This is a genomic window from Halomonas sp. TG39a, assembly GCF_000744395.1.
Classification (GTDB): Bacteria; Pseudomonadota; Gammaproteobacteria; order Pseudomonadales; family Halomonadaceae; genus Vreelandella; species Vreelandella ventosae_B.
Genome location: NZ_JQLV01000001.1, coordinates 1,712,181 through 1,736,450 on the forward strand (window position 1 = coordinate 1,712,181; position 24,270 = coordinate 1,736,450).

Below are 24,270 nucleotides of genomic sequence, written 5' to 3' on the forward strand. Positions count from 1 at the left end.
ACCTTTGTGGTGGTGGATTGGGGGTAGGGCAGAGGTTCATGTTACTGGCGTCGGTGGAAGTGCCTTGACCGCCTTACTACTGCGGGTGGCTGCAGCAATGTACACCGCTGCCAAGATGGTGAAGATGTAGGCTTGCACCATGCCGGTTAGCAAACCCAACAGCGTCATCACAATGGGAAAGAAAAAAGGCGTGATGGCTAAAAGAATGGCGATGATCATAGCGCCACTCATCATGTTACCGAATAAGCGCACGGCCAGTGCCATGGTGCGTGACGCTTCACTGATCAGGTTAAAAGGCAGCATGAGCGGTGTTGGCTGTATATACGTTTTCAGGTAACCCAAAAGCCCTTGGCTGGAAATACCAAACAGAGGGACGGATACCAGCACACAAAGCGCCAGTGCAACAGTGGTGGATAGCGATGCGGTGGGTGGCTCGAAGCCGGGTATCATGGTGGAAAGCGCCGCAGCGGCCACGAACAGAAATAGCGTGCCAAGAAAACCAAGGTAGTGATGTGGATTTTTCAGGCCGACATCTTTTATCTGACCCATGATCGAAGTCACCACGATCTCCAGCAGATTCTGCCAGCTTGTGCGTTCGTGGTCGGTGGTCAGGCGGCGAGTGATTAAAAAAGCGCCTAGCGTCAGCACTGCCATCAATACCCAGGTGAACACAATGGTGGCATTGAGCGTAAAAACACCGTACTGCCAGAAGATCCAGGTATCAGGGGTCATGCGCATGGCGGGTTTCCTGGTGGGCTTGCCATTGCGGGTACGGTGGCGGCATAGAGGCCACTTGTTATACGCAAGACAACCGTTCGCGCTAGCAGAAACCCCAGCATGCAAAAGCCCAAATAGAGTAGTTGGCTGGCACCAATGAGATAGAAGCCGCTCAGTACGATACCGATGCGTAGGATCAGACTACTGATGAACCACCGCGCCGGGTTTTTTGATGCGGCACCACGCTGCACCGTCCACCAGAGGCCGCCAAAGAAAAATGCGCCTAGCGTGCAGCCAGCAAGCAGTGCTAACCCTCCTAACACCCAGTTAATGTTTTCAGACATCATCGTCCTCCTGTTCCTGATGTATCGACTGGTTCTCTTTCGATACCCAATGCCAGGCATTGAGGCAGCCGATGGTGAGCCCACCCATCAGCAGCGCTAGCGTCCATGAACGGCCTCCGGGGTAGTGTTGATCGAGCCATAGGCCTAGGGCAGCCCCCAGCAGCGTGGGCACGGCCACCGACCATCCGACCAGACCCATCATCCCCAGCCCGAACCAGACTCCGGGCGTACCGTTTCGGCGCGCCTTGAGTTTGCGGGCAGCCTTGACGCCTACCTGTCGTGAAAATGCTTCTGGTGCTGAAGTGAGTGGTTTACGCTTCGGTTCCTGACTCATGATGAACGTTCACTCATAGAAGCAAACCGTCGCATGAAGCCCGCTTCCACCTTAGCCATCGCTGCTTGCATGGCCTCTTCTTGAGCATCACGGATTAGAAACTGCTGCTCGATCGCTTCGTGAAGGTGAGCCAAATCTTTCCCTCGCAGCGCTTGTCGCACTGAAATCACGACATCGCGACCTGTCTTAACCAATACCCCTGCATCCAAGGCCACAAAAACTTCGTTTTTCGTGTTGTCTTCAAAACTCAGGATGCCCGGTACCACCGCTGCCACACAGTCCAGGCGCTGTGGCAGTAAGCCAAAGGATCCCTGTACGGTTTCAACCACGATGTTGGAGACGCGGGTTTCGTTGATGAATACCTCGAAGGGCAGTAGCACCTTAAGCGTCATCAACAGCATGCGTGGTCTCTTTAGATGGTTGTTCTTTTGCCTGGGTGCTGAGAGTGGCTTTTTCCTGTGCCTCGCTGATTGCCCCGATCATGTAGAGCGCGCTTTCGGGCATATCCTTGAACTCGTCGGCCAGAATACGTTCACAGCCATCAAGGGCGTCTTTCAGACTAACTAATTTGCCGCTTAGGTTAGTGAACTGCTCCGTGGTGAAGAAGGGTTGGGTAAGAAAACGCTCCAACCTGCGGGCACGAGCGACGACCTTGCGATCCTCCGGCGACAACTGCTCCAACCCGAGCATCGCGATGATGTCCTTTAACTCAGCGTACTGTGCCAGCGTGCGCCGAATCGCTTGCGCTATCGCATAGTGATAATCGCCAACGATGCCGGGTGTGATCATTTTTGAGCTGGATTGTAGCGGGTCGATGGCTGGGAAAAGGCCTTCACTCGCCCGTTTGCGTGACAGGACAATCGACGCTGACAGATGCGAAAACGTATGTACGGCGGCAGGATCGGTAAAGTCGTCCGCTGGCACGTAAACCGCCTGCAGTGAGGTGATAGCGCCGCTATCGGTGTTAGCGATCCGCTCTTCCAATGCCGCCAGTTCAGTACTCATGGTGGGTTGGTACCCTAGGCGCGAGGGCATCTGGCCCATCAGCCCAGACACTTCCGAGCCCGCCTGGATAAAACGGAAAATGTTGTCGATGAGTAGCAGTACATCGCGATGCTCGTCATCACGGAAGTACTCCGCCATGGTCAGCGCCGCATGCCCTACTCGAAAGCGGGCACCGGGTGGTTCGTTCATCTGGGCGAAAATCATCACCATGTTGGGCAACACACCGGCGGCTTCCATCTCACGGTGAAGCTCTTCGCCTTCACGTGAGCGCTCGCCGATCCCACAGAAGATACTGACGCCCTGTTGATGGCCGATCATGTTATGGATCATTTCCGTCAACAACACCGTTTTGCCGACGCCAGCACCACCGAATAGGCCAGCTTTTCCACCGCGCTCCAGTGGCGTGAGCACATCGATCGCCTTGATGCCAGTTTCAAATACCTTGGATTGGGTCAAACGGCGTACTAATGGCGGCGGCTCATTGTGAACCGAGCGCCATTGCACACCTTCCAGCGGTGCACCGCGGTCAACCGTGTTGCCGAAAACATCGAACATGCGCGACAAAATGGGTTTGCCAATGGGTACCTTTAGCGGTCCTCCGCTATCTTTTACCGGCATTCCGCGGGCCAAGCCTTGCGTTGGGGTTAGGGCGATTCCTCGAACGTGATGCTCATCGCGCTGGGCCAGTACCTCGATAGCCACCCGATCACCTGCACCCGCGTGAAGCAGGTTGTGAATTGAGGGCAATGCCCCTTCAAAGCGGATATCAATGACGCTGCCTCGAACCGTTACAACAGTGCCGATATTGTCCGTTTCTGCCTTACCACCCGCTTGGCTTTCTGGCACCTTTGACCCCCGTCAGTTGTCGCGCATGGAATCTGTACACTTAAATCAGAGGTATATACAAAATCATGGCGACTGACATCGTGCCTGTAGTGCGTCCTAATCACCGTGCGCTAACGAACACATAGGTAAGGTGATTGCTGGGTAAGAGCATCGCTAAGGGTGCTGGCAATTTGAAAAAAGCTGAGGGAATGAAAAGGCCAGTATGGCCACAGGCAGCATGTGATTGAAGGCGAATACTCTTGGGGTCAGTTCAAGTGACTGAATTTGCCCGGACTAGCTTCGTGAAGTCTGCGCCCGCTATGCCGCCACTAAACAAATAGCCTTGCCCTTCGTTACAGTTCTGGATACGCAGAAAATCCAGCTGTGCTGGGGTTTCTACCCCTTCTGCGACTACCTTGTAGCCAAAGCTATCGGCCATTGCAATGACAGCACTGGCGACTTTACTGCCGTCATTTCGTGCGCTAATGGTGTGGATGAACGAATTATCAATCTTCAGCACATCAATGGGGTACTTCAAAAGAGCACCCAGGCTAGAATAACCCGTGCCAAAATTATCCACGGCTAGCTGCACACCTAGTCCTTTGAGCTTGTTGAGAATATCAGTGCTGGTATTGGCATCTTGCATCAATACTCGCTCGGTGATGTCCAACTGAAGCCAACCTGGTTCCAAGCCAGTTTCGCTGAGAATAGTGCCAACGCCATCTACAAAATCAGGGTGGAAGAACTCTCGTTCTGAAATATTGACTGCAATTGAACTCAACACCAGACCTTCGTCACGCCAGCGACGGCCCTGCAAACAGGCTTTCCTTAATATCCAGCGGCCAATGGGCAGTATCAAACTACTCTCTTCAGCCACGATCATAAAACGCTCAGGCAGGGTCTTCCCCCATTCAGGGTGCTCCCAGCGTAGCAAGGCTTCGGCCCCTATAATTGCTCCGGTTTGCAGGTTGATAAGAGGCTGATAATCCACCTTGAATTCTTGTAGTTCTAGCGCCTGCCTCAGACTTTTTTCGATAGACTCCCTTTCAAGTGCCCGAATATTCATGTCCTGCCTGAAGAAATGGTAGTTATTACGTCCAGCTTGCTTGGCGCGGTACATCGCAGTGTCTGCGTTCTTAATCAGGGCTTCTGCATTAAGGGCATCGGCGGGATAAACGCTAATGCCAATGCTGCTAGTCATCTGCAAATTGTGCTGATCTATCTGATACGGAGCAGCCACTGCTGTGAGTAGTTTCTGTGCCGTTATGGCAGCATTCTGGGTATTGTGGCATTCAGTTAGCAGGAGGACGAACTCATCTCCACCGATGCGACTGACTGTGTCTGTGCGCCTGACAGACGCAGTTAATCGTTGCGCCACTGATTGAAGAAGGCTGTCACCCACAGCGTGCCCAAGCGAATCGTTGATGTTCTTGAAGTTGTCTAAGTCGAGGAACATGACGGCCAGCGAATTGCCTTGTCTCTCGGCAAAGCTAATGGCTTGGTCTAAGCGGTCGTAAAGCAATACACGGTTAGGCAGTTGTGTAAGGGCGTCATGGTGCGCCTGATGGGCCATATTAATGGCTAGGTCACGAGCCACAGTGACATCATGAAATACGATAACCGCGCCGCTGATCTCACCGTTGGAGTCTCTGATAGGTGCTGCCGAATCGTCAATCGCCACTGTGCTACCGTTACGTCGCACTAGCATAGTGCCGGGCACCATGCTGACCGGCTTGTTGTGCTGCAGAACCAGATTGATCGGATTCTGACAAACCGTAGAACTATTGCTGTGAATCAGTGGCATTACCGTGTCTATCGGTTTTCCCTGAACCTGATTCAGTTTCCACCCCGTCATGAGTTCTGCCGTAAGGTTCAGGTAGTCGACATTGCCCTTAAGATCTGTGCTGATAAGCGCATCACTGATTGAGTTGAGAATAGACTCGGCCCGAGTGATGCTGCTTTTTGATGTGTCAGCTTCTGTTGATTGCAGGGCAACCCGCTCAACGACCATTGAGTCACCCTGTGGCCCTTTTAACGACATGCCTTACTCCCAGTCAACGATCAGTATTCGACAAGCAATGCCGTCGAGTCGAAAATGCATAATCCGCTACCTGAGGGTTCTCAGAATTCAACCGAATGCCGTGTTTTTACACAAAATATGAACCAGTGTAAGAAGATTAACCGGTGTACAGTCGGCTGTCGGTGCGATACCGCGCATAGGCTTTGCAATCGGTGATGAGCGAAGCAGTGGTGAAAACGCTGCGAGCTCTAAGTGCATCACTTCATATTTAGTGTGATCGACAGCTAAATTTGCTGCTAGGTGCTATAACGAACAGACCCACCCGGATGCTATCCACGAATATAGCAAACGTATAAATGTTCAAAATATGTCTAAAAAATCTCCTCTCTTGGAGCTTCTTATAAGTGGAATTCAAGGATTACTACCAGGTGCTTGGGGTGTCGAAGACCGCGACGGCCGAGGAGATCAAGAAAGCTTATCGCAAGCTGGCGCGTAAGTTTCACCCTGATGTCAGCAAGGAGCCTGAAGCCGAACAGCGTATGCAAGAGGTCAATGAGGCCAAGGCGGTGCTGTACGACCCGGAGAAGCGCGTCGCCTATGACCAACTGGCGCAGCAGTATCAGTCGGGACAGGATTTCCATCCACCCCCTGATTGGGATGCAGGTTTCGAGTTCAGTGGTCGTGGTTTTGAGAAGGCTGACCTCGGCGAGTTCAGTGACTTCTTCGCCAATCTTTTTGGTCAAGGTGGGCGAGCAGGGCAATCCGGGAGCGGCTATCAGATACGCGGTGAGGATCGTCATGCCAAGGTTATCATCGACCTTGCGGATGCCTTCCTAGGCGCAACTCGTAAGATTACCCTGCAAGTGCCCCAGGTCGACGCGCATGACCGTGTGACTTCTCGTGAACACACTCTCAGCGTACTAATACCTAAAGGCATCAAAGCGGGCCAGCATATCCGTCTGACAGGGCAGGGCAGCCCAGGTGTTGGAGGTGGCCCGGCTGGTGACCTTTACTTGGAAATTCACTTCACACCGGATTCGAGATATCGGGTCGAAGGGCGGGATGTACATCAAACCGTACCGGTCACCCCTTGGGAAGCCGCTTTGGGAGCGAACATCGAAACCCCAACCCCTTCAGGGACAGTGAAGCTTAAGATCCCAGCTGGGTCACAGACGGGTCGGCGATTGCGCCTTAAGGGCAGAGGTATACCTGGGCAGGAGCCTGGCGATCTTTATGTAGAACTTGAAGTGGTGCTACCCCTGGCCAATACAGATAAAGCACGGGAACTGTATGAGACTATGGCGCAAGAACTCGCTTTTGATCCGCGCCAACGGAAGGGAGTTTAGACATGGCGCAACAGCATTGTGTTAACGGCGAACTAATCGACGAGGCGACATTAACGCTTGAAGAGCTGGCGCGCGCTTGCTCGGTAGAAACCAATTGGGTGATCGAGAGGATTGAGAGTGGCCTATTGGCTGATGGTTCACCCTATGTGGCGAGCTGGCGTTTTACCAGTTATGACCTAACCCGTGCTCGACGAATGTGTCAGTTGGAGCGGGATTTCGAGGCAGTACCCGAGCTTGCCGCTCTAGCGACTGACCTGATCGAGGAGAATCAGCGCCTTAGAAGTCGTTTACAGGCCGCAGGAATAGCTGAGGACTAGCACTACTATTTGATAGGGGCAGTTTGAGTCCATGACAGATATTTGGTCATGTGGAACAGCATGCATTATTCCATGTATTTTAATAACGTAATTTTATAACCAGAATGAACGATCGTTTTACTTTATGTCATTAAGAAGTGGAAAGTTTATGTCATTTTGAGGTGGAGAACGTGATGTAAGTTACTGTTTTTTCGTTTCGGCTATGTCAGGTTGAAGTGGAAACGACAATTTCTATTGTAGGTTTCACCTATACCCTCACCCTCGGCATATTTTCCAAAAACTTGGCATATGCTATTGCTTTGTCCTATTACTACGAAAATAGTAATGCTATGTATCCCCGCAAGCTTCGTCATGCCCGAGTCAAAAACCTCTAGACATTTTCTAGCGCTTAAAACCACAACGTGTTGACCGTTGGGTCGTCGCTGGCATTCTTGTTTTTACTACACTGGGTTGAACCGTAAGGCCCACATTAAAAGACCAATGCAACAACTGCCTGGGCACCCTGTGGGTGTGTAGAATGTTGAGAGTGATTTCTACCGCTGATCGTGGAGCTGCTTTGGACAGATTCGAAGAGATGCGTGTTTTTGCTTCCGTGGCGCAGCTGGAAAGCTTTTCGGTCGCCGCGCGGCAGCTTGAGCTGTCGCCTCCTCGTGTTACGCGGGCGGTGGCGGCACTTGAAGCGCGTTTGGGCGTTGCGTTATTACAGCGCACTACGCGGCAGGTGCGTGTGACCGAGGCGGGACGTCGTTATCTGGAGGATGCTCAGCAGGTACTTGCGCAACTTTCTGAGGCCGAAGCCTCCGCTACCGGCAGCTATCTCACTCCACGTGGCCTTTTAAGCGTGACTGCGCCTGTGCTGTTCGGCGAGTACTTCGTTACGCTGCAGATCGTTAACTACTTAGAACACTACCCTGACGTGCAGGTTCGCGCCGAACTGATTGATCGGCCGGTTAACCTGCAGGAGGAGGGCATTGATGTGGCGGTGCGTATCGGGCATGTGCCCGAGGATTGCCAGCACATAATCGTGCCTGTCGGCGAAGTGCGGCAGGTAGTCTGCGCCAGCCCTGACTGGTTAGCACAGCATGGCGAGCCGCAGCACCCGCATGAGTTGGAGGCGCTGCCCACGGTGGTGGCTGAAGGCAGCCATTTCGGCAACCATTGGTGGTTTGAGGAGAAGGGCAAACGCATTGAGGTGACGCCATCGCCACGGCTGCGCATCAGCGCCATTCACGCGGCGTTAACGGCGGTCGAGGCGGGCGCTGGACTTACTCGGCTGTTGTCCTATCAGGTAGCTGCTAGCGAAGTGGAAGGCAGAGTGCGGCGAGTGCTAACGCGTTTTGAGCCACCGGCCATTCCCATCAATATTTGGGTAACGGCGGGCCGTGGGCGCGCCGCCAGCGTACGTACCTTCGTTGATTTGCTTGCCGAGCGGCTACGAGCCGACCCGGCACTCGGCTATCGTGCCTGACCATGGCGCTCTCCCCAGAATCACCGCTGCGTTTTGAGGCCTTGATGGCGCTGTCTGCCGTTGCTAAATACGGCAGTGTGCAGGCCGCAACTGACGCGAGTAGCTTCTCGGCAGCTAAACTTCATCGCCTGCTTCGTGCGCAGGAGCAGCGCCTGGGTGTCGCTTTAGTCACTAGCTCAGCTAAAGGCAGTTCATTGACGCCAGCGGGCCAGCGATTACACGCACATGCCGACGCGCTGATTCACGCCGTGGCCGACGCTGAAACCAACGCCCGCCAGGAGCACCTTGAACTCAGCGGCACGTTACATTTGCAGGCGCCTCAGGCGTTGATGGAGCCACTACTGTTGCCGTTAGTGCTGAGGGTGCAAGCGGCGTATCCGGCGTTGCAGGTCTGCCTACTCGCTGATGAGCATCCCCATCGGATAGACGCAGTGGCTCCTGCTCACATCCGCCTAATGCAGGGGCCCCTGCCTGAAACGGTATACGCCAGATCCCTTGGTGACCTGCGCATTGGCCTGTTTGCCAGCTCCCGTTATCTGAACAAAGCAGGGCGGCCTGATAGCCTGCAAAGTTTGGCTCGCCACGCGCTAATTCACTGCACAGAAGCGGGGCAGGCACCGGTTTGGCGGTTGGCCGAAGGCCAATCCCTTCGCTTTCAGCCTAGGTTGAGTATCAGCACCAGTACCGGGGCACTGCGGGCGGCCATTGAGGGCGCGGGCGTCGTGCGCTGCTACCAATTAGAGGCGCGTCGCGCTTGCGCCCAGGGCCTGCTTGAACCCGTCCTCGCACCCCTTTGGCCAGCGGCTGATTCTCTGGCGTTAACCTACGCTCTTGGCCTAAGGGCGCCCGCCAGCGTGATGGCTTTTTTGGAGCTAGCGACCCCCTGGTTGCGGGCACAGTTGTTAGATTGATTATTTCATCTCACGCAATTTTCTATTGATTGAAATCGTTATTCTTGTCGTTCCTGTTTTGGCTCAGGATAGGTGATGTTGCTTCCTTCACTGAAGCCCACCTGTTCTTGAAGATGCTAATTAAGGAGCCGATCATGTCCAAAGTTATTAAGGTCCATCGTCACGCACTTTCAGGCCACTGCCACCGCATCGAGTTAATGCTTTCGCTGCTCGGTTTGCCCGCCACCTTTATCGATGTCGATCTCGCTGCAGGCGAGCATAAGGCACCGCCTTTCTTAAATCTGAACGCCTTCGCTCAGGTACCGGTGTTGGATGACCAAGGCGTCATTCTGTCGGATTCTAATGCCATTTTGGTCTATCTCGAACGTCGCTATGGTTCTGGTCGCTGGCTGCCAAATGACCCGTTGAAACAAGCCCAGGTTCAGCGCTGGCTGTCCGTCGCGGCAGGCCCGTTGGCGAACTCTGCTATGAAGGCTCGCTTGGTCACCGTCTTTAATGCCCCTTTCGACCCTGCACCGCTAATTGCCGATGCGCATGAGCTATTTGCAATTGTTGATGCGCATTTGGCGCAGCAGCCCTTTCTGGCGGGCGACCAAGCCACCCTGGCTGAGGTTTCTCTTTACAGCTACATCGCTCACGCGCCGGAAGGCAATGTATCGCTGGAACCTTACCCGCATATACGCGCCTGGCTGAAGCGCATCGAAGCGCTGAAAGGCTTCGTGCCAATGGGCGTTACCAAGGTAGGGCTACTTAGCTAAGTCACACTAAATAGCTAAGCCAGCCTAAAAAACGTCTCAGCACGGAGCGGGTTACCTTCCCGTCAGGAGTCGAGAGTGAATGATGCCGACACCAATAGCCCATGGCATGCGGGCGAGCTCGCCCTACAGCGCTTAGTCGGGGCGGAGCAACAAATGGCAGAGATTGGCAGCAAAGTGATGCGGCCTTTCTTAACACCACAGCTTCAGCACTTCTTTCCTCAGTTGCCGTTTGTGGCGGCAGCTGCGGTGGATGCTGAGGGCTGGCCTTGGGTGACTCTCCTGGAGGGCGCGCCGGGGTTTGTTGATGCGCATGATGAAGGTCGGCTCGAATTAAACGCAGCGCCGCCCTCGGGTGATCCCCTTGCTCCGTTGCTTAGCAGCGGCGCCAGCCTGGGGCTGCTGGGTATCGAGCTGCACACGCGCCGCCGTAATCGGGTAAACGGCTTGTTGCGAGGCTCAAACGGCCAATGGCATTTAGAGGTAACTCATGCCTTTGGCAATTGCCCCCAGTACATTCATGACTGGTCAGCGATGAAGTCGGTGCTGCCTCAGCCGGGCACCGTGCTTACCATGCGCGACTCGATTCTTGATCAGTTGCCTGAGCCGGTGCTAGCGCATATTGATCGGGCACTCACGGCTTTCGTAGGCAGCTACGCGCATACCGAACAGGGCCTGCAGGTGGATGCTTCCCATCGCGGTGGGCGAGCAGGCTTTATTCGTCGTCAGGGGGCTGACCTGATCTTGCCAGACTTTTCGGGCAACCGCTTCTTCAACACGCTGGGCAATGTGTTGGCTAGCGGTCGCGCTGCCTTGGTAATACCTGATTTCGCCAGTGGAGATATGCTGCACCTCTCCGGCGAGGCGCGGCTTGTGGATGAGGAAACAGCGGGGGCGCATTACCTCGGTGCTGAGCGTTACTGGTGCCTGACGCCGAGACATATCGTGTGGCGGCCGGGCATCATGCGCTGGCGTAGCCATGCCAGTGGAGTAGCGGTTGAAGCGGATCCTCTTGGGCCTTGGCAGATGCTTGCCCCTTCCACTCAGCAGCGAGTTCAGGTGGTGGACGTGGTGCAGGAGACGCCTGAGATTCGTTCCTTCTATTTACAGGGCGAAGCGCTGGCACCCTTTAACGCGGGGCAGTTCATTACGCTGCGTGTGCCGCGCTTGGATGGAACCCCGCTTGTGCGTAGCTATACGCTATCAGGCAGTAGCAGCCAAGCAAGCTATCGCATCAGTATCAAGGCAGACGGTGAAGGCTCGCGTTACTTACATAAAGCGCTGAAGGTGGGTTCGGAGCTAGCCGTCAGTCAGCCAACGGGTTCGTTTACAGCGACGGCCAGCGGCTCGAAGCGTGCCCATTGGGTGCTGCTGGGTGGTGGTATCGGGATTACGCCTTTAGTAAGCCTAGCCCATGAGTTAACCGATGCAGGTCGTGGCCCAGTGACGTTGATTCAGAGCGTGCGCGATGTTGCCGAGGCCCCTTTCGGCAGGGAGCTGCTCGACCTCCAGGCACGAGGACTGCATTTGCGGCGTCACGTGACGGGGTCAGAGGTTGCACCTAATGGTTGGATTGCTGGACGGGTTTCGTTGAAACAGGTTGTTGCTGATCAGCAGCTGTCGGCGTTGCAGCTGTATCTTTGTGGCCCCGCCGCTTTTGTTCAGCGCTACCATCAGGAGGCGCTAGAGCTTGGGTTTTCGACGGAGCAGATACATACGGAAGCGTTCGGCCCTTCGGCGCTAACGCAGGCATACGCAGCGCCTGTCGCCGAGCAACCGATAGACGTTAGCTTTACCCATCAATGCGTGGTTGCCCAATGGCAGCCGGGCGAAAGCCTGTTAGAAACCGCCGAAAAAGCAGGGCTTCACCCTGCCTATGGATGTCGCAGCGGTAGCTGTGGAGAATGCGCCTGCACAATGACAGCGGGTGAAGTGACCTACCCAGAAGGAATATCACCACCAGAGGGGAAGGTTTTATTGTGCAGCGCCCGTCCAGCAGCGCACTCGGGGAAACTTGCGATTGAACTTTCGTAGGGTATTTCCAGTGTTGGAAGTGGTTTTTTTCCAACACGTGGGTGTTTAGTAAAAAGCAGTGAAGCCCATTACGATCCCAAAAGCCATTAACACTCCTCCGGCCGCGCGCTTACCCCAAACGGCGGCACCTGGTTTCGCCAGTTTCGTGACCACTGTTTGGGCGGCTAATGCGTAAGCGCTCGAAACGATCAGTTTGATAAACACAAATAACAGGATTAGAGGAAGCAACGCAGAAATGTGCGAGTCTTGCTGGGTACTTACAAATTGCGGCAATAGCGATGAGAAAAATAGAATCGCCTTGGGATTGCTGAGCCCAACCATAAACGATTGTCGCCAAAGCACGGGAATGCTTTGCAATGTTGTAGGCTGACCGCTACTCATAGGAATCGCTTGTGCCATAAGAAACTGCTGCATACCTAGCCATAAAAGATAAACAGCACCGATAACTTTGATAGCCATAAATACATTTGGATTTGCCTCCAGCAACGCCCCGACTCCCAGGAGTGAGCAAGCCGCGAGCCCGGCAATAGCCACCAAATCTCCAGTGAGTATCAAGATGGCCCGGCTGGGGCCATGCACCAGCGCGTTGTTCATCAAAAGAATTGTTGAAGGACCCGGCGAGCCAACTTGCATCGCAGCAATCGGCGGGCTAAGTACTAAGCTTAGTGCTAATTTTAAGTACAGGTCTTAAGTACAGGTCTTAAGTGCTATTGAAAGAAAAGGCTCCTGATAACTATTAAGTTATAGAAACACATACTGAGTTGTTTGCTGAGTAATACGATAAGGAGAAAGCAATGTCTGGTACACCTGAAGCTTCTTTTACCATTGAGCATGAAACCAGTGATACCAAGGGGCGCTATGTAGTTGAGCTCAATGGGGCTAAAGCAGAGATGACCTATTCGAAAGCGGGTGATTCGATGATCATCATTGATAGCACTGAAGTGCCTGATGCCATGCGCGGACAAAAAGTGGGTGTTGCGTTAGTCGCAAAAGCAGTCGAAGACGTTCGCTCCTCGGGCAAGAAAATCATGCCGTTATGCCCATTTGCAAAAGCACAATTTGCACGCCACTCAGAGTGGCACGATGTGCTCTTGTAAGGTGCGCACTCCATTTTCCTACCTCTCACTTCTGGAGAAAACCTATGAGTTGGATGCCTGATTTAGAGCCAAAATGCCCCTCCGCCGGTAGCTTGAATGATATAGAGACACTGATCGTTCCACGCGCTCGGGATTTAGGTGGTTTCGAGGTGCGCCGTGCACTGCCTGCCCCAAAACGGCAGATGGTGGGGCCGTTCATCTTTTTTGATCAGATGGGGCCCGTTGAGTTTCTTAACGACGAAGGCATTGATGTTCGCCCACATCCCCATATTGGGCTTGCCACTGTTACGTATCTATATCAAGGGGAGTTCCAACACCGCGATAGCCTGGGCACCAACCAAATGATTCATCCTGGCGCGGTTAATTGGATGGTAGCTGGTAATGGGGTCACCCATTCGGAGCGCACCAGTGCTATTACTCGTCAGAACAAGCACTCTGTGTTGGGGATACAGACGTGGATAGCGCTCCCTGAAGCTTATGAAGACCAGCCTGCCAGCTTTGAGCATCATAGCGAGGAGTCACTACCGATGCTGGAAGGCGAGGGCAAGGAAGTGCGTTTGATCCTGGGCACGGCCTGGGGAGAGCGGGCCCCAGTAAAGACCTTCTCTGAAATGTTTTATGCAGATGCGATACTGCAGCCAGGGGCAAAGCTTCCTTTGCCGGATGGCCATGAGGATCGTGGTATTTATGTCATGTCCGGTAGTGTCATTATCGCAGGGGAAACCTTTGAAGCTGGCTGCATGATGGTGTTCAGACCAGGCGACCCGATAACGGTGGTAGCGGGCGAATCCGGAACTCGGCTGATGCTACTGGGCGGTGAAACGCTGAATGGCCCCCGTTATATATCCTGGAACTTCGTTGCCTCTTCGCGAGAAAAGCTAGAGGCCGCCAAACAGGCTTGGGTAGAGGCAGATTTTGAGAATGGTCGCTTTCGTCTTCCCCCCGGAGACGATGCTGAGTTCATTCCTTTTCCTGGAGAACCTGCTAAATAACGCCTTCACAAAGCTGGCCGCCTCAGGCAGCCAGCTTACTCCATCCATTGGATCAATAACGATTAGCTAGACATTTCATCCGCAAACGACTGCAGCTTGGTACCGTTCACAGCGCCGATGGCTATGTCGATCAGCACTTGTACATAAAGCTGGCTGTACTAGCGTGATTTGCACGTTTCCACTGACGCATCTCAGGTATTCTTATTATGGGCATTGTGGCTGGCATCAGGGGCTGATGCCAAAAGCACGAATGTCCCGCACGTGGCGGGGCATTCGTAGACATAACTTAGCCTTCGCCGAGTTCACGCATGACCGCGTACAGTGCGGACTTGGCTTCAAAGCCCACGCCCGGTACATCAGGTAAAGCGACATAGCCGTTCTCTACCTTGATGCCATCAGCAAAACCACCGAATGGCTGGAACACATCCGGATAAGACTCGTTGCCGCCCAGGTGCAATCCAGCAGCGATGTTCAGCGACATCTGGTGACCACCGTGCGGTACAACGCGGCGCGACGACCAGCCAAGTTCTTTCATTACATCCAGAGTGCGCATGTATTCCACCAGGCCGTAGGACAGTGCGCAGTCGAACTGCAGGAAGTCGCGATCAGGACGCATACCGCCGTGACGCAACAGGTTGCGGGCATCTTGGTGGGAGAACAGGTTTTCACCGGTGGCCATCGGTAGCTCGTAGTGATTCGCCATCTCGGCCTGCAAGGCATAGTCGAGTGGGTCACCGATCTCTTCGTACCAGAACAGGTTGTACTTCTTGATGGCCTCGGCGTAAGCGATGGCTGTTTTCAGATCGAAGCGACCGTTGGCATCAACGGCCAGGCGGCGACCGTCACCAACGACTTCTAGCACGGCCTCAATGCGACGAATGTCTTCATCCAGAGGAACGGCACCGATCTTCATTTTTACAACGTCATAGCCGCGATCCAGATAGCTCTGCATCTCAGCTTTGAGCCTGGATTGGTCTTTACCGGGATAGTAATAACCCCCCGCTGCATAAACCCAGACCTTGTCATCGGCCACGCCGTCACGATAACGGTCAGCCAGCAAGCGGTATAAAGGCTTACCTTCGATCTTGGCAACAGCATCCCAGACAGCCATATCAATGGTGCCAACAGCGACCGAACGCTCACCATGGCCACCCGGCTTCTCGTTGGTCATCAAGGTCTTCCAGATGGCGAATGGATCGAGGTTATCGTTCTCTTGGTCGATCAGCGATTCCGGATCCGCTTCGCTGATGCGATCCAGGAAACGATCCCGCATCAACGCGCCTTGGCCGTAACGGCCGTTGGAATTGAAGCCATAGCCGATGACAGGCTTTCCATCACGAATGACATCGGTAATGACAGCTACGACCGAGCAGGTCATTTTGGAGAAATCGATGTAGGCGTTAGCGATAGGTGAGGCAATAGAAACAGTTTTTTCTCGGATTTCTACGATACGCATGACGTGCTCCTCTTGTGGTTGACGCGACCATGGTAAGGTTGGCGAGGAGGCGCGCCCAATGCTATAAATGCCGCGCCCTATACTGAGACGGCATTGCCCTATGGAACTCGTTTGGTTGGAAGATTTTGAAGCGTTGGCCGAGTACGGCAGCTTCGTCCGTGCCGCAGAAGCTAGGCACATCACTCAGCCAGCATTCAGCCGACGAATACGTTCATTGGAGAATTGGATTGGAGCAGATCTGTTCATCCGCACCCCCCAAGGCGCCACGTTGACCGAAGCTGGCAAGCATATTCTGACTAGCGCGCAAGATGCGGCTAGCAGGCTCTATCGTATCAGAGCCGAGGCGCAAGAAGTTGCAGGCACGGCCGCTAAAACACTTCACTTTGCGGCAACCCATTCACTGTCGTTTACGTTCTTTCCACGTTGGATCAGAAGCACAGAAAAGGGCGCACCCATCGAATCCGTTCGGTTGCACTCCGACAGTATGGCCACTTGCGAGCAAATGTTGGTGCATGGCCAAGTACAGTTTTTACTCTGCCACCGTCACCCGGATGTTCCCCCGCGTTTAACGGCTGATCAGTTCGTCAGTAAAGAAATTGGTCGCGACACTCTACTTGCCTTAGTTGGAGGATCAGCGCAGTTCGACGCCTCGCCTGAGTCATTGCCTTACCTTGCCTACACCGAAGAATCAGGGCTAGGGCGTATCGTTTCGCATAGGCTTCAAGGAAAAGAAGCGTTATTGCACCTGAAACCGCGCTTTAGCAGTCATTTAGCGGCGGTTCTAATGTCGATGGCTTTGGAGAACAAAGGGGGCGCTTGGCTGCCCAGAAGTCTTACCGAGCAGGAGATCTCGGATGGGCGGCTGCATCGTGTTTTGGATCAGAGCTGGGATATCCCGCTGGAGATTCACCTCACCAGACCTGTCGCTCCGCTGAGCCCCTATGCAGAGGCGTTCTGGGCTGGGCTGCAATAAAAGATTCAGTACAAGGGGATGGAGCCTGTGGCTCTGATCGCCTAAGCGTTGTCGCAGGTTACGAAAGCCATGCTGCTTGATAAAGCGCGCCTGCCAGATCCCTGTTCTGGGGAGCAATTCGCCAGTGTTAGGCTAGCGTATTACATCTGATAAATAGCTGCCGACCTCAGAGGCTGTTGTATGGCCTAAGTGGGTTAAATTAGTTCTGGAGCAGTCAGCCTTATAGGTTGACTGCTTCATTTTTAAAAATGAACTAATGATTAAGTTTAGGGGCATAAATGAGACGGTCCGCGCTGGACATATCACACCAATTTATTGATACGTGTCTCGCTCATTAGCTAGTCCTGGTTTTGCAGTTCTTCCTCGCCTTGTGTCTCTGCACGTCTATTAAGAAAATCCGAATTAGTGGTGGATTGGCTACCCTCAGAGCTCTGACTAGACTCTACGTCTAGTGCGGCTTCTGCATTGTCTCCTAGTGTCATTTCGATCTGCTGCCAGTTGTTCGCTGAAATCGACGTATTGCTGTAAATCGTGGTTGCACCCACGCCTTGTCCTAGGTTACCGCTCCGCTTGTTCTCATAGAGAATCAGGGCAGACTGAGCGCTACGTGCCGGAAAAGTATAAGGTTTCGGTCCGATTAGCGAGCCGTCACTGGCCATGGCGAGCGTGGGCATTAACAACATGGCCAACATAAAGCAGCAGAGAGTTAAGTCAAATCGAAAAGAGTAAAGCTTCATGATGCCTCCTTTACTCCAGAGGGCTGAAGCCAGCCCTCTGGATCCTTGATGTTGAAAATTACTAATTGCCTAGATTTCCCACGCTAACGTTGACGTTGTTGCCCACTGCGGTAGCAACTGAGCTGATATGAGGGCCTTCGAAGCCGCTAGGAGCTGCGACACTTAGATCCACATCGTTTACGGTAGAGAAGGCTGACACTGTACCGGTACCTGTTTGTACAATGTTTGCCAACAATATGGAGTCTGAACCATAGGTAGGCTGTACATCCACAGACAGATTATTGGCGACTGCCGTTGCAGCGCTATCAACTGTCATGTTGTCGATGTTCCCCACGTAAGATGTAGCTGTAACGGTTCCCGAGCCATTCCAAATCTGACTGGCATCTAGGTTAGTCATTGCATCCGTCACAAGGTTGCCGTTATTGGCGACCGCCGTTGCGGTGCTCTCAATCGCGCCTAGCTCTCCTAGCCCCCAATCCGAGTTATCGATATGTAAATTAGCATCTCCCTCGACTTTGCCAAAAATAGGGAGTTTAGCTTCCCAGTCGAATTCGATATCAGTGTCGGGTTTCGACATATTATCGATATCCGTTACCGTGCTGACCGAGTTCACACTCCCGTTGAAAGTTTGGTCAATTTCGACCAATGTAAGACCGTCAGGGTCAATCTCGTGAGCATCAATATCAATATCGATGTACTGATCTACATCAGTCTTTACGTTTAGATCCCATTTCCAGTGGGACTGATCGAAAGCCTGCGCTTGTGAGATGCCCAACATCAGGGCGCTTGCTGCGCCGATAGATATGGTGAGTTTGTTAAGTTTCATTGTGGCTTACCTCATGGTTAGCGACTACAGGATACCCGGCTTCCGGTTCACACGATTTGCCATCGGGGAGCGGGAGGCCCAGGCCTTCGGTCAGGATCTGAAAAGCACTCATCTCCACGACCGATCGAACACCGAGCTGTAGCGGTTCATTCCTCACAGCGCCGGTATCGAACTCGATAAGTTGGTTGCCAAAGAAGCGATAGATGCCCGATTCCACCTCATAGCCAACGACCTGCTTTTGCAGGCTCGATACGTATAAGGTGCTGAATGTCCTGACATCGACCAGGCGAAGATCCAGGCCGACATTGATGACGGCGGTGCGAATACCGGCTCCAATTCCGCTCACGAAAAGGCGCGCACCTCCAGTGGAAATATTGTAATTGAGCTCAGTTAAAGCGCCTAAAATTACAAAGTTAGCCGGCATTACCGCAATGGGTTTTGGTGCGAATGCCAGTGCGTTCTGTTCGAATAGTTGTTGCTCTGCCAGAGGAACCCTGACGTCCAAGCGTTCAGTTAGATTGACCTTGCCGGTCTTATAGAAGGCGCTAATCAGCATTTCTGAAACGCCTTGAGTCAAGGCGCTGCTTTCAGTAACGGTGGAGTAAGTCCGTTGACCGGTTTTATCGCTGATCTGCCCAACTGCTATGACGGGGAGATTGCTAGCCTCGTAGCTATTACGCAGAGCAGTCAGGCACTGCGAGTAAGGCGTATCGTTCGATGTTACAGGTGGCCCTGCAAGCGGATGTACGGTATTTACGTTTGGCTCAATAGATGCGCAACCACTAATGATGCTTATTAAGCAGCAAGCAAAACTGTACTTATACATTTTCATTATAATGTGCCCTGGCTTGTTCCCTGGTGTTATCAAGGCAGGACGTATGCCAAAAGCTGAATTTACCTTTATTTATAATAAGGTATCTGTTTGGTTCCTTTCTGTGTTTTTTTTGTTTTTTCATTTTGCATTTCGTTTTAGTATAAATTTTTTGAAATGCGGCATTTATAAGCGATAAATCTGTAGGTTGGGTAGATTAAGCACCCAGAGTATTATTTTTTTATCCCTTAGAATATTAGAAAATAAATTAAAATATATTAGCTTAGATGGTAAAAATGGCTACCTTTCTTTAGTCAATAATAAGTATGACTTTAATATTAAAAAAATTAAAAATAAGTATTCGATTTGTTTTTTTTTGGCTATAAAAATAGACTCATTTAAAGCGTATTTTTTTTATTCATTTTATATTTGATTGTGTATGCTAAGGTAGGGCTTTGTTTATATAGGTGATGAATCAGAGGAGTTAATAATGAATCAGTACATTTGCCGAAATAAGAGTATTGAACACTATGATAAGAACATAAATAAACAATATTTTACTGGAAGCTCAGCAGGGATGTGCACGCTCTACGAGACTCTTGAACGTTTGGCTAAATCTGATGTTCCAGTTTTTCTAACTGGAGAGAGTGGAACTGGAAAAGAGCTTTGCGCTACGGTACTGCATGAAAAGGGTGCTAGGTGTGACAAGCCTTTTATTGCTGTTAATTGCGCGGCAATACCGTTTGATATTTTTGAATCTCAATTTTTCGGTCATTTGAAAGGCACCTTTACCGGAGCCACATGCGACACTATCGGCTATGCAAGAGCTGCGGATGGAGGAACCCTTTTTCTCGATGAAATTTCTGAGTTAGACCTATCCATGCAAAGTAAGTTGCTTCGTTTTCTTCAGACGGGACAAGTTATGCCAGTCGGGTCGACGACTGCCCATACAGTAAACTGTCGTATTGTATGCGCAACAAATGTAAATCCTTTGGAGCAAGTTAGTAAGGGGTTGTTTCGATCAGATCTTTATTATCGTTTGAATGTAGTGCCCGTAAAGCTATTGCCTTTACGGGAGAGAGGGCGCGATGTCATCGAGATCGCAGAGAATCTGTTGAAGCGTTATTCGTCCGAGGAGAAGAAAAAATTTCAGCATTTTTCGGCGAATGCTAAAAAAGCATTACTTGATTACTCGTGGCCTGGAAACGTTAGAGAACTTCAAAATGTTATAAGAAGGTCGGTGATAATGCACGATGGTGTTATGCTTACTTTAGAAATGTTGGATCTAGAGGAAAGTTTAGAAAAGCATTTAAGTAAATGCACTCAAGATGAGGGCGAGGCTTGGCCTCATTCGGTTACACCGCTGTGGCAGGTAGAGCAGAAGGCCATTGAAAATGCTATTAGAATATGTAATGGAAATATTCAGCGCGCAGCGTCGTTGCTAGAAGTTGCACCTTCAACACTCTACCGTAAACGTCAGGCTTGGAAATTCTGCCCCGACAATTCTATAAGTTAAAAAGTAACTGTCTAAAGTAGCTATGTACTCTAGATTTCTTTATAAATTAGTATTAATGGTTCGATTGTATTTAAAGCTGACTTCTGTCAATAATACCTTGTTTTTTATAAAATAACGCATATTAGTGAAAAGTACTCTTGGTTACTTTTTGCTTAATTTCTAGTTAGCAAGGGTAGTAAAATAGTATGGTAAAGCTCTCTGAGGTTATTAGGTTAACCGTTATGGCTATATAGGCAGTCTGTTTATATACTTCTCATCGATATCGCTACTCTTTGAATTCCTTCGTTTGGGCGAAAAAATGCATATTGTTGTGGAATTAGACGTTGCCAAGACCTAATTTTTATATGGCAATGCTTGTGACTTAACCCTGTGGGCTTTGACATCATGACTAAAATATTACGATTTTTTGACATTCTATTTGCTGCCACGGGCCTGCTCATAGGTATGCCATTACTGTTTATATTAGCCCTAATCGGCTACTGGGACACGGGTTCCCCTCTATTTTTACAAGAGCGTGTGGGATATCGTGGCCAACCGTTTGTATTGATCAAGTTTCGTACCATGAAGCTTGATACCGCTTGGGTTGCTTCACATCTTGCAGACTCTTCCTCAATTACCAAATTCGGTCATTTCTTACGCCGTACCAAGCTGGATGAGTTACCCCAGCTATGGAATGTATTGAAGGGGGATATGAGCCTTGTGGGGCCTCGTCCGTGCTTATACACGCAAGATGAGTTGATCAAAGAGCGTACCGAGCGTGGTGTATACAATGTTCGCCCGGGAATTACCGGACTGGCGCAACTTAACGATATTGATATGTCTACGCCTCAGTTACTGGCAGAAACGGATCAGAAAATGATGGCGACTATGGCGGTGCCGACGTATTTTCGCTACCTGTTCCTAACGGTGATGGGTAGAGGAAGCGGAGATCGGGTGAGGCAATAAAGCATACGTACTTCCGTGACCTACAAGGCAAACACTGCATGCAGGCTTTAGCAATCACTGTGTTACCGCTATTGGCTCCCTTTGGCTATTGGCTTGGATTGGGGGGCGCCGTCATATGGGCGATTATTACCAGGGATGAACGACGAGAGTATAGCTTTTTTAAAAAAACAATGGGGCGTGGGGATAGCCTTCTGTTGGCATTGCTATTAGGCGTAGGCATTGTCGAAATAACGGCTGGCGCTTGGCATTCAAGTTTGAATAAAGCCATGCCGCTTGCGGGTGCCGCCTGGCTTGCGGCATTGGCCTTTGTAATAATCCGCTCTGTACCACCAAGGCCTTCCGCGTGGTGGTTTGGTTTAGCGTTGAGTGGATTGGGTACGGGGGGATGGGCAGCCTGGCAAAAATGGGTAGTTGGTTTAACCCGTGCCACAGGGCACCCGCCGTTACATTCGATCTTTTTCGGCAATCTTGCGCTGTTGGTGGCGCTGTTATGTTTGGCCGGGCTGGGTTGGGCTTGGCAAAAGCGTTCAACACGTTTTTTTTGGGTAGCGCTTTTGCTGAGTGGCGCAATGGGAGGCGGCCTAGCCTCGGCACTTTCTGGCACGCGGGGCGGATGGTTGGCATTGCCGCTAGTGATATGGGTGTTTTATTGCGGATATGCGCGTCGATGGCGAGCGATTTGGCGATGGCTGGCACTGAGTGCTGCAATAGCTGTGATGATAGGTGTGTATGCGACGCCATATAGCGGTGTAGAAAAACGCGTGGATAAGGCGGTGGCTGAGGTGCATCGCTATATGGAAGGCGGTGACTATGGCTCCGTCGGGGCTCGCTTAGAAATGTATCGCGGTGCATTCTGGCTGATTTATGAACGTCCTTTTATGGGTTACGGGCATCAGGGTTATCTACCCGCCATGCAAAGACTAGAGGCACAAGGCGTGCTAAGTCCTGAGCTAGGCAATTACTGGCATGCACATAACGATCTGCTGGATGCCTGGGTGAGAAGAGGGCTGCCAGGTTTTCTTATAGTAGTGAGCCTCTATCTCATTCCCTTATGGCTTTTTTTTCCAGGTTTGCGCGCTGAAAGCCCTATTCAGCGCTCTTATGCTGTAGCTGGAATGTTGTTGCCAATCGCTTTTATGAGTTTCGGTTTAAGCTATTCTTTTTTTGCATATCCGGCAGGTATAGCAGTGTATGCTAGCTGGCTGATTTTCCTTTGGGTTCACGTTGCCGAGCAAGTCCCGCAAGATGGTCGCCATGTATACACTAATAAAAAGCCTGACGGCGATATTGCTGATGCCAATGTCACTGATGGCAGTCACTTTTACAATCGGATGGTCGATTCGAAAGCTGGGTCGGCATCGCCTGGGTGACAGCATAATGACGTTGGCAATGCTTTTGCTATTGCTGGCAGCTTGGGCACCAGTGGCAGATAACTTGCTGGGGCCGTTAGAGTCGAAATATGCCGCCTGGGAAAAATGGCCTGAAGAGAGTGACATCGAAGCAGTGGTAGTACTCGGGGGTGGTTGGCAGCCAGATCGCCCTTGGTCGATCACTGGTAGGTTCAGCGAAGGTTCGGGCTTGCGTCTGATGGAAGGCTTGCGGCTATGGCATCAGCGTCCAGACTTGCTGCTGGTAGTATCAGGTGGAGGGAAAGATCCGGAAATGACCATCGCTCATGGCTACGCTGAAGCTGCCAAGGCATTGGGGGTGCCCTCGGAGAGTATCGTGACGCTCGTGTCGCCCAATGATACGGCTGAAGAGGCCAAGGCGGTGCAGTCACTACTCGGTGAAGGTGCTCAAGTATTGGTGGTGACATCAGCGTCGCATATGCCGCGCGCGATGCGTCATTTCGAGGCGGCAGGCCTAGCCCCAGTGGCTGCACCTACTCATTATTTGGCTGATCGAACGGAGGGCTCAGCGCTAGCTTATTGGCTACCCTCTGCGCGTGAGCTACGCAAGACCGAAAGGGCGATCTACGAAACCCTTGGGTTGCTTGCTATTCAGTGGGAGCATTGAATGTGTCACATTTGAAAACGTGCGCCTCTGCTTACCTAGGAGATAAGTAAGACATGTTCAAGCGTATTTTAGTGGTGTGTACCGGTAATATCTGTCGTAGCCCCGTCGCTGAAGCATTGCTTAAACAGCAGCTACCCGATCGTCATATCAGTTCCGCTGGCTTAGGCGCCTTACAAGGTGAACCTGTAGCATCGTTTGCACGTCAACTGGCCGAGGCCGATGGCTTGGATGTTACTAATCACCAGGCACGGCAACTAACCGCGACAATGATACAGGAAGCCGATCTTATACTGGTGATGTCCGAGGGCCAGCGCCGTGCCGTTGGGCAGCAGGCACCTCAAGCCTTGGGCAAGACGCTACTGCTAGGTCGTTGGCTAGACAGTGGCAAAGGACGCAATATTCCCGATCCGTACCGAAAATCCATGGAAGTTTTCGAACATATTCATATGTTACTCAAAGACGCGACCCTCACGTGGTCGAAGAAACTCTAGAGACATCGCCTTCGTCTCTTTTTTACTTTTTATATCTACTTTACCTTATATATCTTTTTGCGATATGACCGATTGGGCATATCAAAGATAGTTTTTATTTATTATTTAAAAAATAGTTCATATATCTTGCTATTTAGTTTTTTAAAGATTAAGTGCTAGTGGCTAGTATTATTTTTTTTGCTTTATACGATTTTTTGGACTTATTTTATACTACCTCATAATGTTATTTGTGCAGTGTTTGTTGAGCTATCATTTAAGTGACACGATTATGTCATTTAATAACATTACCGTTGCACAGTGAGTCGTGATCGCCAGTTTTGTTGATACATACAAT

The 24,270-nt window shown here is 51.5% G+C and carries 25 protein-coding genes; 14 read left to right on the top strand and 11 right to left on the bottom strand.

Annotated elements, in window-relative coordinates:
• Positions 1 to 36: 36 nt before the first annotated feature.
• The 6 genes from U738_RS07510 to U738_RS07535 form a co-directional block, all read right to left on the bottom strand.
• Positions 37 to 738 carry a F0F1 ATP synthase subunit A gene (locus U738_RS07510; protein WP_035578898.1) on the bottom strand — a complete coding sequence of 234 codons (702 nt, stop codon included), beginning with the start codon at positions 736 to 738 and terminating at the stop codon, positions 37 to 39.
• Positions 729 to 1,061, bottom strand: coding sequence for an ATP synthase subunit I (locus U738_RS07515; RefSeq protein ID WP_081899060.1), 333 nt, complete (start codon positions 1,059 to 1,061; stop codon positions 729 to 731). Before U738_RS07515 ends, U738_RS07510 begins: the two co-directional genes overlap by 10 nt.
• Positions 1,054 to 1,395 carry an AtpZ/AtpI family protein gene (locus U738_RS07520; protein WP_035578900.1) on the bottom strand — a complete coding sequence of 114 codons (342 nt, stop codon included), beginning with the start codon at positions 1,393 to 1,395 and terminating at the stop codon, positions 1,054 to 1,056. The genes U738_RS07515 and U738_RS07520 overlap by 8 nt, the downstream gene beginning before the upstream one ends.
• Complete coding sequence (locus tag U738_RS07525) at positions 1,392 to 1,796, bottom strand: F0F1 ATP synthase subunit epsilon (protein WP_081899061.1); 405 nt, start codon at positions 1,794 to 1,796, stop codon at positions 1,392 to 1,394. Before U738_RS07525 ends, U738_RS07520 begins: the two co-directional genes overlap by 4 nt.
• Positions 1,777 to 3,246, bottom strand: a complete 1,470-nt coding sequence (gene atpD, locus U738_RS07530; protein ID WP_050713526.1) for a F0F1 ATP synthase subunit beta — start codon at positions 3,244 to 3,246, stop codon at positions 1,777 to 1,779. Before atpD ends, U738_RS07525 begins: the two co-directional genes overlap by 20 nt.
• Positions 3,247 to 3,496: 250 nt before the next feature.
• Positions 3,497 to 5,266 (bottom strand): sensor domain-containing protein, encoded by a 1,770-nt coding sequence (locus U738_RS07535; protein ID WP_050713525.1) that lies wholly within the window; start codon positions 5,264 to 5,266, stop codon positions 3,497 to 3,499.
• Positions 5,267 to 5,649: 383 nt separating this feature from the next.
• Here U738_RS07535 and U738_RS07540 point away from each other — a divergent pair, with 383 nt between their 5' ends.
• The 6 genes from U738_RS07540 to U738_RS07565 all read left to right on the top strand — a co-directional run bounded on the left by U738_RS07540 (position 5,650) and on the right by U738_RS07565 (position 12,076).
• Positions 5,650 to 6,591, top strand: a complete 942-nt coding sequence (locus U738_RS07540) for a DnaJ C-terminal domain-containing protein (RefSeq protein ID WP_035578902.1) — start codon at positions 5,650 to 5,652, stop codon at positions 6,589 to 6,591.
• 2 nt (positions 6,592 to 6,593) lie between these two features.
• A complete protein-coding gene (locus tag U738_RS07545) occupies positions 6,594 to 6,908 on the top strand; it encodes a chaperone modulator CbpM (RefSeq protein ID WP_035578904.1) in 315 nt (104 codons plus the stop codon).
• 556 nt (positions 6,909 to 7,464) lie between these two features.
• On the top strand, positions 7,465 to 8,376 hold the full coding sequence (locus U738_RS07550) for a LysR substrate-binding domain-containing protein (RefSeq protein WP_035583319.1): 912 nt from the start codon (positions 7,465 to 7,467) through the stop codon (positions 8,374 to 8,376).
• A 2-nt stretch (positions 8,377 to 8,378) separates the two neighbouring features.
• Entirely contained in the window at positions 8,379 to 9,287 is a 909-nt protein-coding gene (locus tag U738_RS07555; RefSeq protein WP_035578906.1) for a LysR family transcriptional regulator, read from the top strand.
• A 134-nt stretch (positions 9,288 to 9,421) separates the two neighbouring features.
• On the top strand, positions 9,422 to 10,045 hold the full coding sequence (locus U738_RS07560) for a glutathione S-transferase family protein (protein WP_035578908.1): 624 nt from the start codon (positions 9,422 to 9,424) through the stop codon (positions 10,043 to 10,045).
• A 75-nt stretch (positions 10,046 to 10,120) separates the two neighbouring features.
• Positions 10,121 to 12,076 (top strand): 2Fe-2S iron-sulfur cluster-binding protein, encoded by a 1,956-nt coding sequence (locus U738_RS07565; RefSeq protein WP_035578910.1) that lies wholly within the window; start codon positions 10,121 to 10,123, stop codon positions 12,074 to 12,076.
• Between the two features lie 45 nt (positions 12,077 to 12,121).
• On the opposite strand, the gene U738_RS07570 is transcribed toward U738_RS07565, so the two are convergent.
• Positions 12,122 to 12,709, bottom strand: coding sequence for a LysE family translocator (locus tag U738_RS07570; protein ID WP_050713523.1), 588 nt, complete (start codon positions 12,707 to 12,709; stop codon positions 12,122 to 12,124).
• Between the two features lie 161 nt (positions 12,710 to 12,870).
• On the opposite strand from U738_RS07570, the gene U738_RS07575 reads away from it, so the two are divergent.
• Positions 12,871 to 13,173: a GNAT family N-acetyltransferase gene (locus U738_RS07575; protein WP_035578913.1), complete on the top strand. Its 303-nt coding sequence runs from the start codon at positions 12,871 to 12,873 to the stop codon at positions 13,171 to 13,173.
• A 44-nt stretch (positions 13,174 to 13,217) separates the two neighbouring features.
• Positions 13,218 to 14,165 (top strand): pirin family protein, encoded by a 948-nt coding sequence (locus U738_RS07580; RefSeq protein ID WP_035578915.1) that lies wholly within the window; start codon positions 13,218 to 13,220, stop codon positions 14,163 to 14,165.
• 286 nt (positions 14,166 to 14,451) lie between these two features.
• On the opposite strand, the gene U738_RS07585 is transcribed toward U738_RS07580, so the two are convergent.
• On the bottom strand, positions 14,452 to 15,621 hold the full coding sequence (locus U738_RS07585; RefSeq protein WP_035578917.1) for a mandelate racemase/muconate lactonizing enzyme family protein: 1,170 nt from the start codon (positions 15,619 to 15,621) through the stop codon (positions 14,452 to 14,454).
• A 100-nt stretch (positions 15,622 to 15,721) separates the two neighbouring features.
• Here U738_RS07585 and U738_RS07590 point away from each other — a divergent pair, with 100 nt between their 5' ends.
• Positions 15,722 to 16,594, top strand: coding sequence for a LysR family transcriptional regulator (locus U738_RS07590; protein WP_035578919.1), 873 nt, complete (start codon positions 15,722 to 15,724; stop codon positions 16,592 to 16,594).
• Positions 16,595 to 16,932: 338 nt separating this feature from the next.
• Here the strand turns inward: U738_RS07590 and U738_RS07595 are convergent, their stop codons facing one another.
• The 3 genes from U738_RS07595 to U738_RS07605 form a co-directional block, all read right to left on the bottom strand.
• Positions 16,933 to 17,331 carry a hypothetical protein gene (locus U738_RS07595; RefSeq protein ID WP_035578921.1) on the bottom strand — a complete coding sequence of 133 codons (399 nt, stop codon included), beginning with the start codon at positions 17,329 to 17,331 and terminating at the stop codon, positions 16,933 to 16,935.
• Positions 17,332 to 17,392: 61 nt separating this feature from the next.
• Positions 17,393 to 18,157, bottom strand: coding sequence for a hypothetical protein (locus U738_RS07600; protein ID WP_035578923.1), 765 nt, complete (start codon positions 18,155 to 18,157; stop codon positions 17,393 to 17,395).
• Positions 18,147 to 18,989 (bottom strand): CsgG/HfaB family protein, encoded by an 843-nt coding sequence (locus tag U738_RS07605; RefSeq protein ID WP_050713522.1) that lies wholly within the window; start codon positions 18,987 to 18,989, stop codon positions 18,147 to 18,149. Before U738_RS07605 ends, U738_RS07600 begins: the two co-directional genes overlap by 11 nt.
• A gap of 469 nt (positions 18,990 to 19,458) precedes the next feature.
• On the opposite strand from U738_RS07605, the gene U738_RS07610 reads away from it, so the two are divergent.
• The 5 genes from U738_RS07610 to U738_RS07630 all read left to right on the top strand — a co-directional run bounded on the left by U738_RS07610 (position 19,459) and on the right by U738_RS07630 (position 23,936).
• Positions 19,459 to 20,484: a sigma-54 interaction domain-containing protein gene (locus U738_RS07610; protein ID WP_050713521.1), complete on the top strand. Its 1,026-nt coding sequence runs from the start codon at positions 19,459 to 19,461 to the stop codon at positions 20,482 to 20,484.
• A gap of 384 nt (positions 20,485 to 20,868) precedes the next feature.
• The gene (locus U738_RS07615; RefSeq protein WP_200882486.1) at positions 20,869 to 21,429 is read left to right on the top strand and encodes a sugar transferase; all 561 of its coding nucleotides are present in this window, start codon (positions 20,869 to 20,871) and stop codon (positions 21,427 to 21,429) included.
• Positions 21,430 to 21,467: 38 nt separating this feature from the next.
• Positions 21,468 to 22,799, top strand: a complete 1,332-nt coding sequence (locus tag U738_RS22890) for an O-antigen ligase family protein (protein WP_081899062.1) — start codon at positions 21,468 to 21,470, stop codon at positions 22,797 to 22,799.
• Positions 22,800 to 22,806: 7 nt separating this feature from the next.
• A complete protein-coding gene (locus tag U738_RS07625) occupies positions 22,807 to 23,445 on the top strand; it encodes an ElyC/SanA/YdcF family protein (RefSeq protein WP_231896713.1) in 639 nt (212 codons plus the stop codon).
• 53 nt (positions 23,446 to 23,498) lie between these two features.
• A complete protein-coding gene (locus U738_RS07630) occupies positions 23,499 to 23,936 on the top strand; it encodes a low molecular weight protein-tyrosine-phosphatase (protein WP_035578927.1) in 438 nt (145 codons plus the stop codon).
• The last annotated feature ends 334 nt before the right edge of the window (positions 23,937 to 24,270 follow it).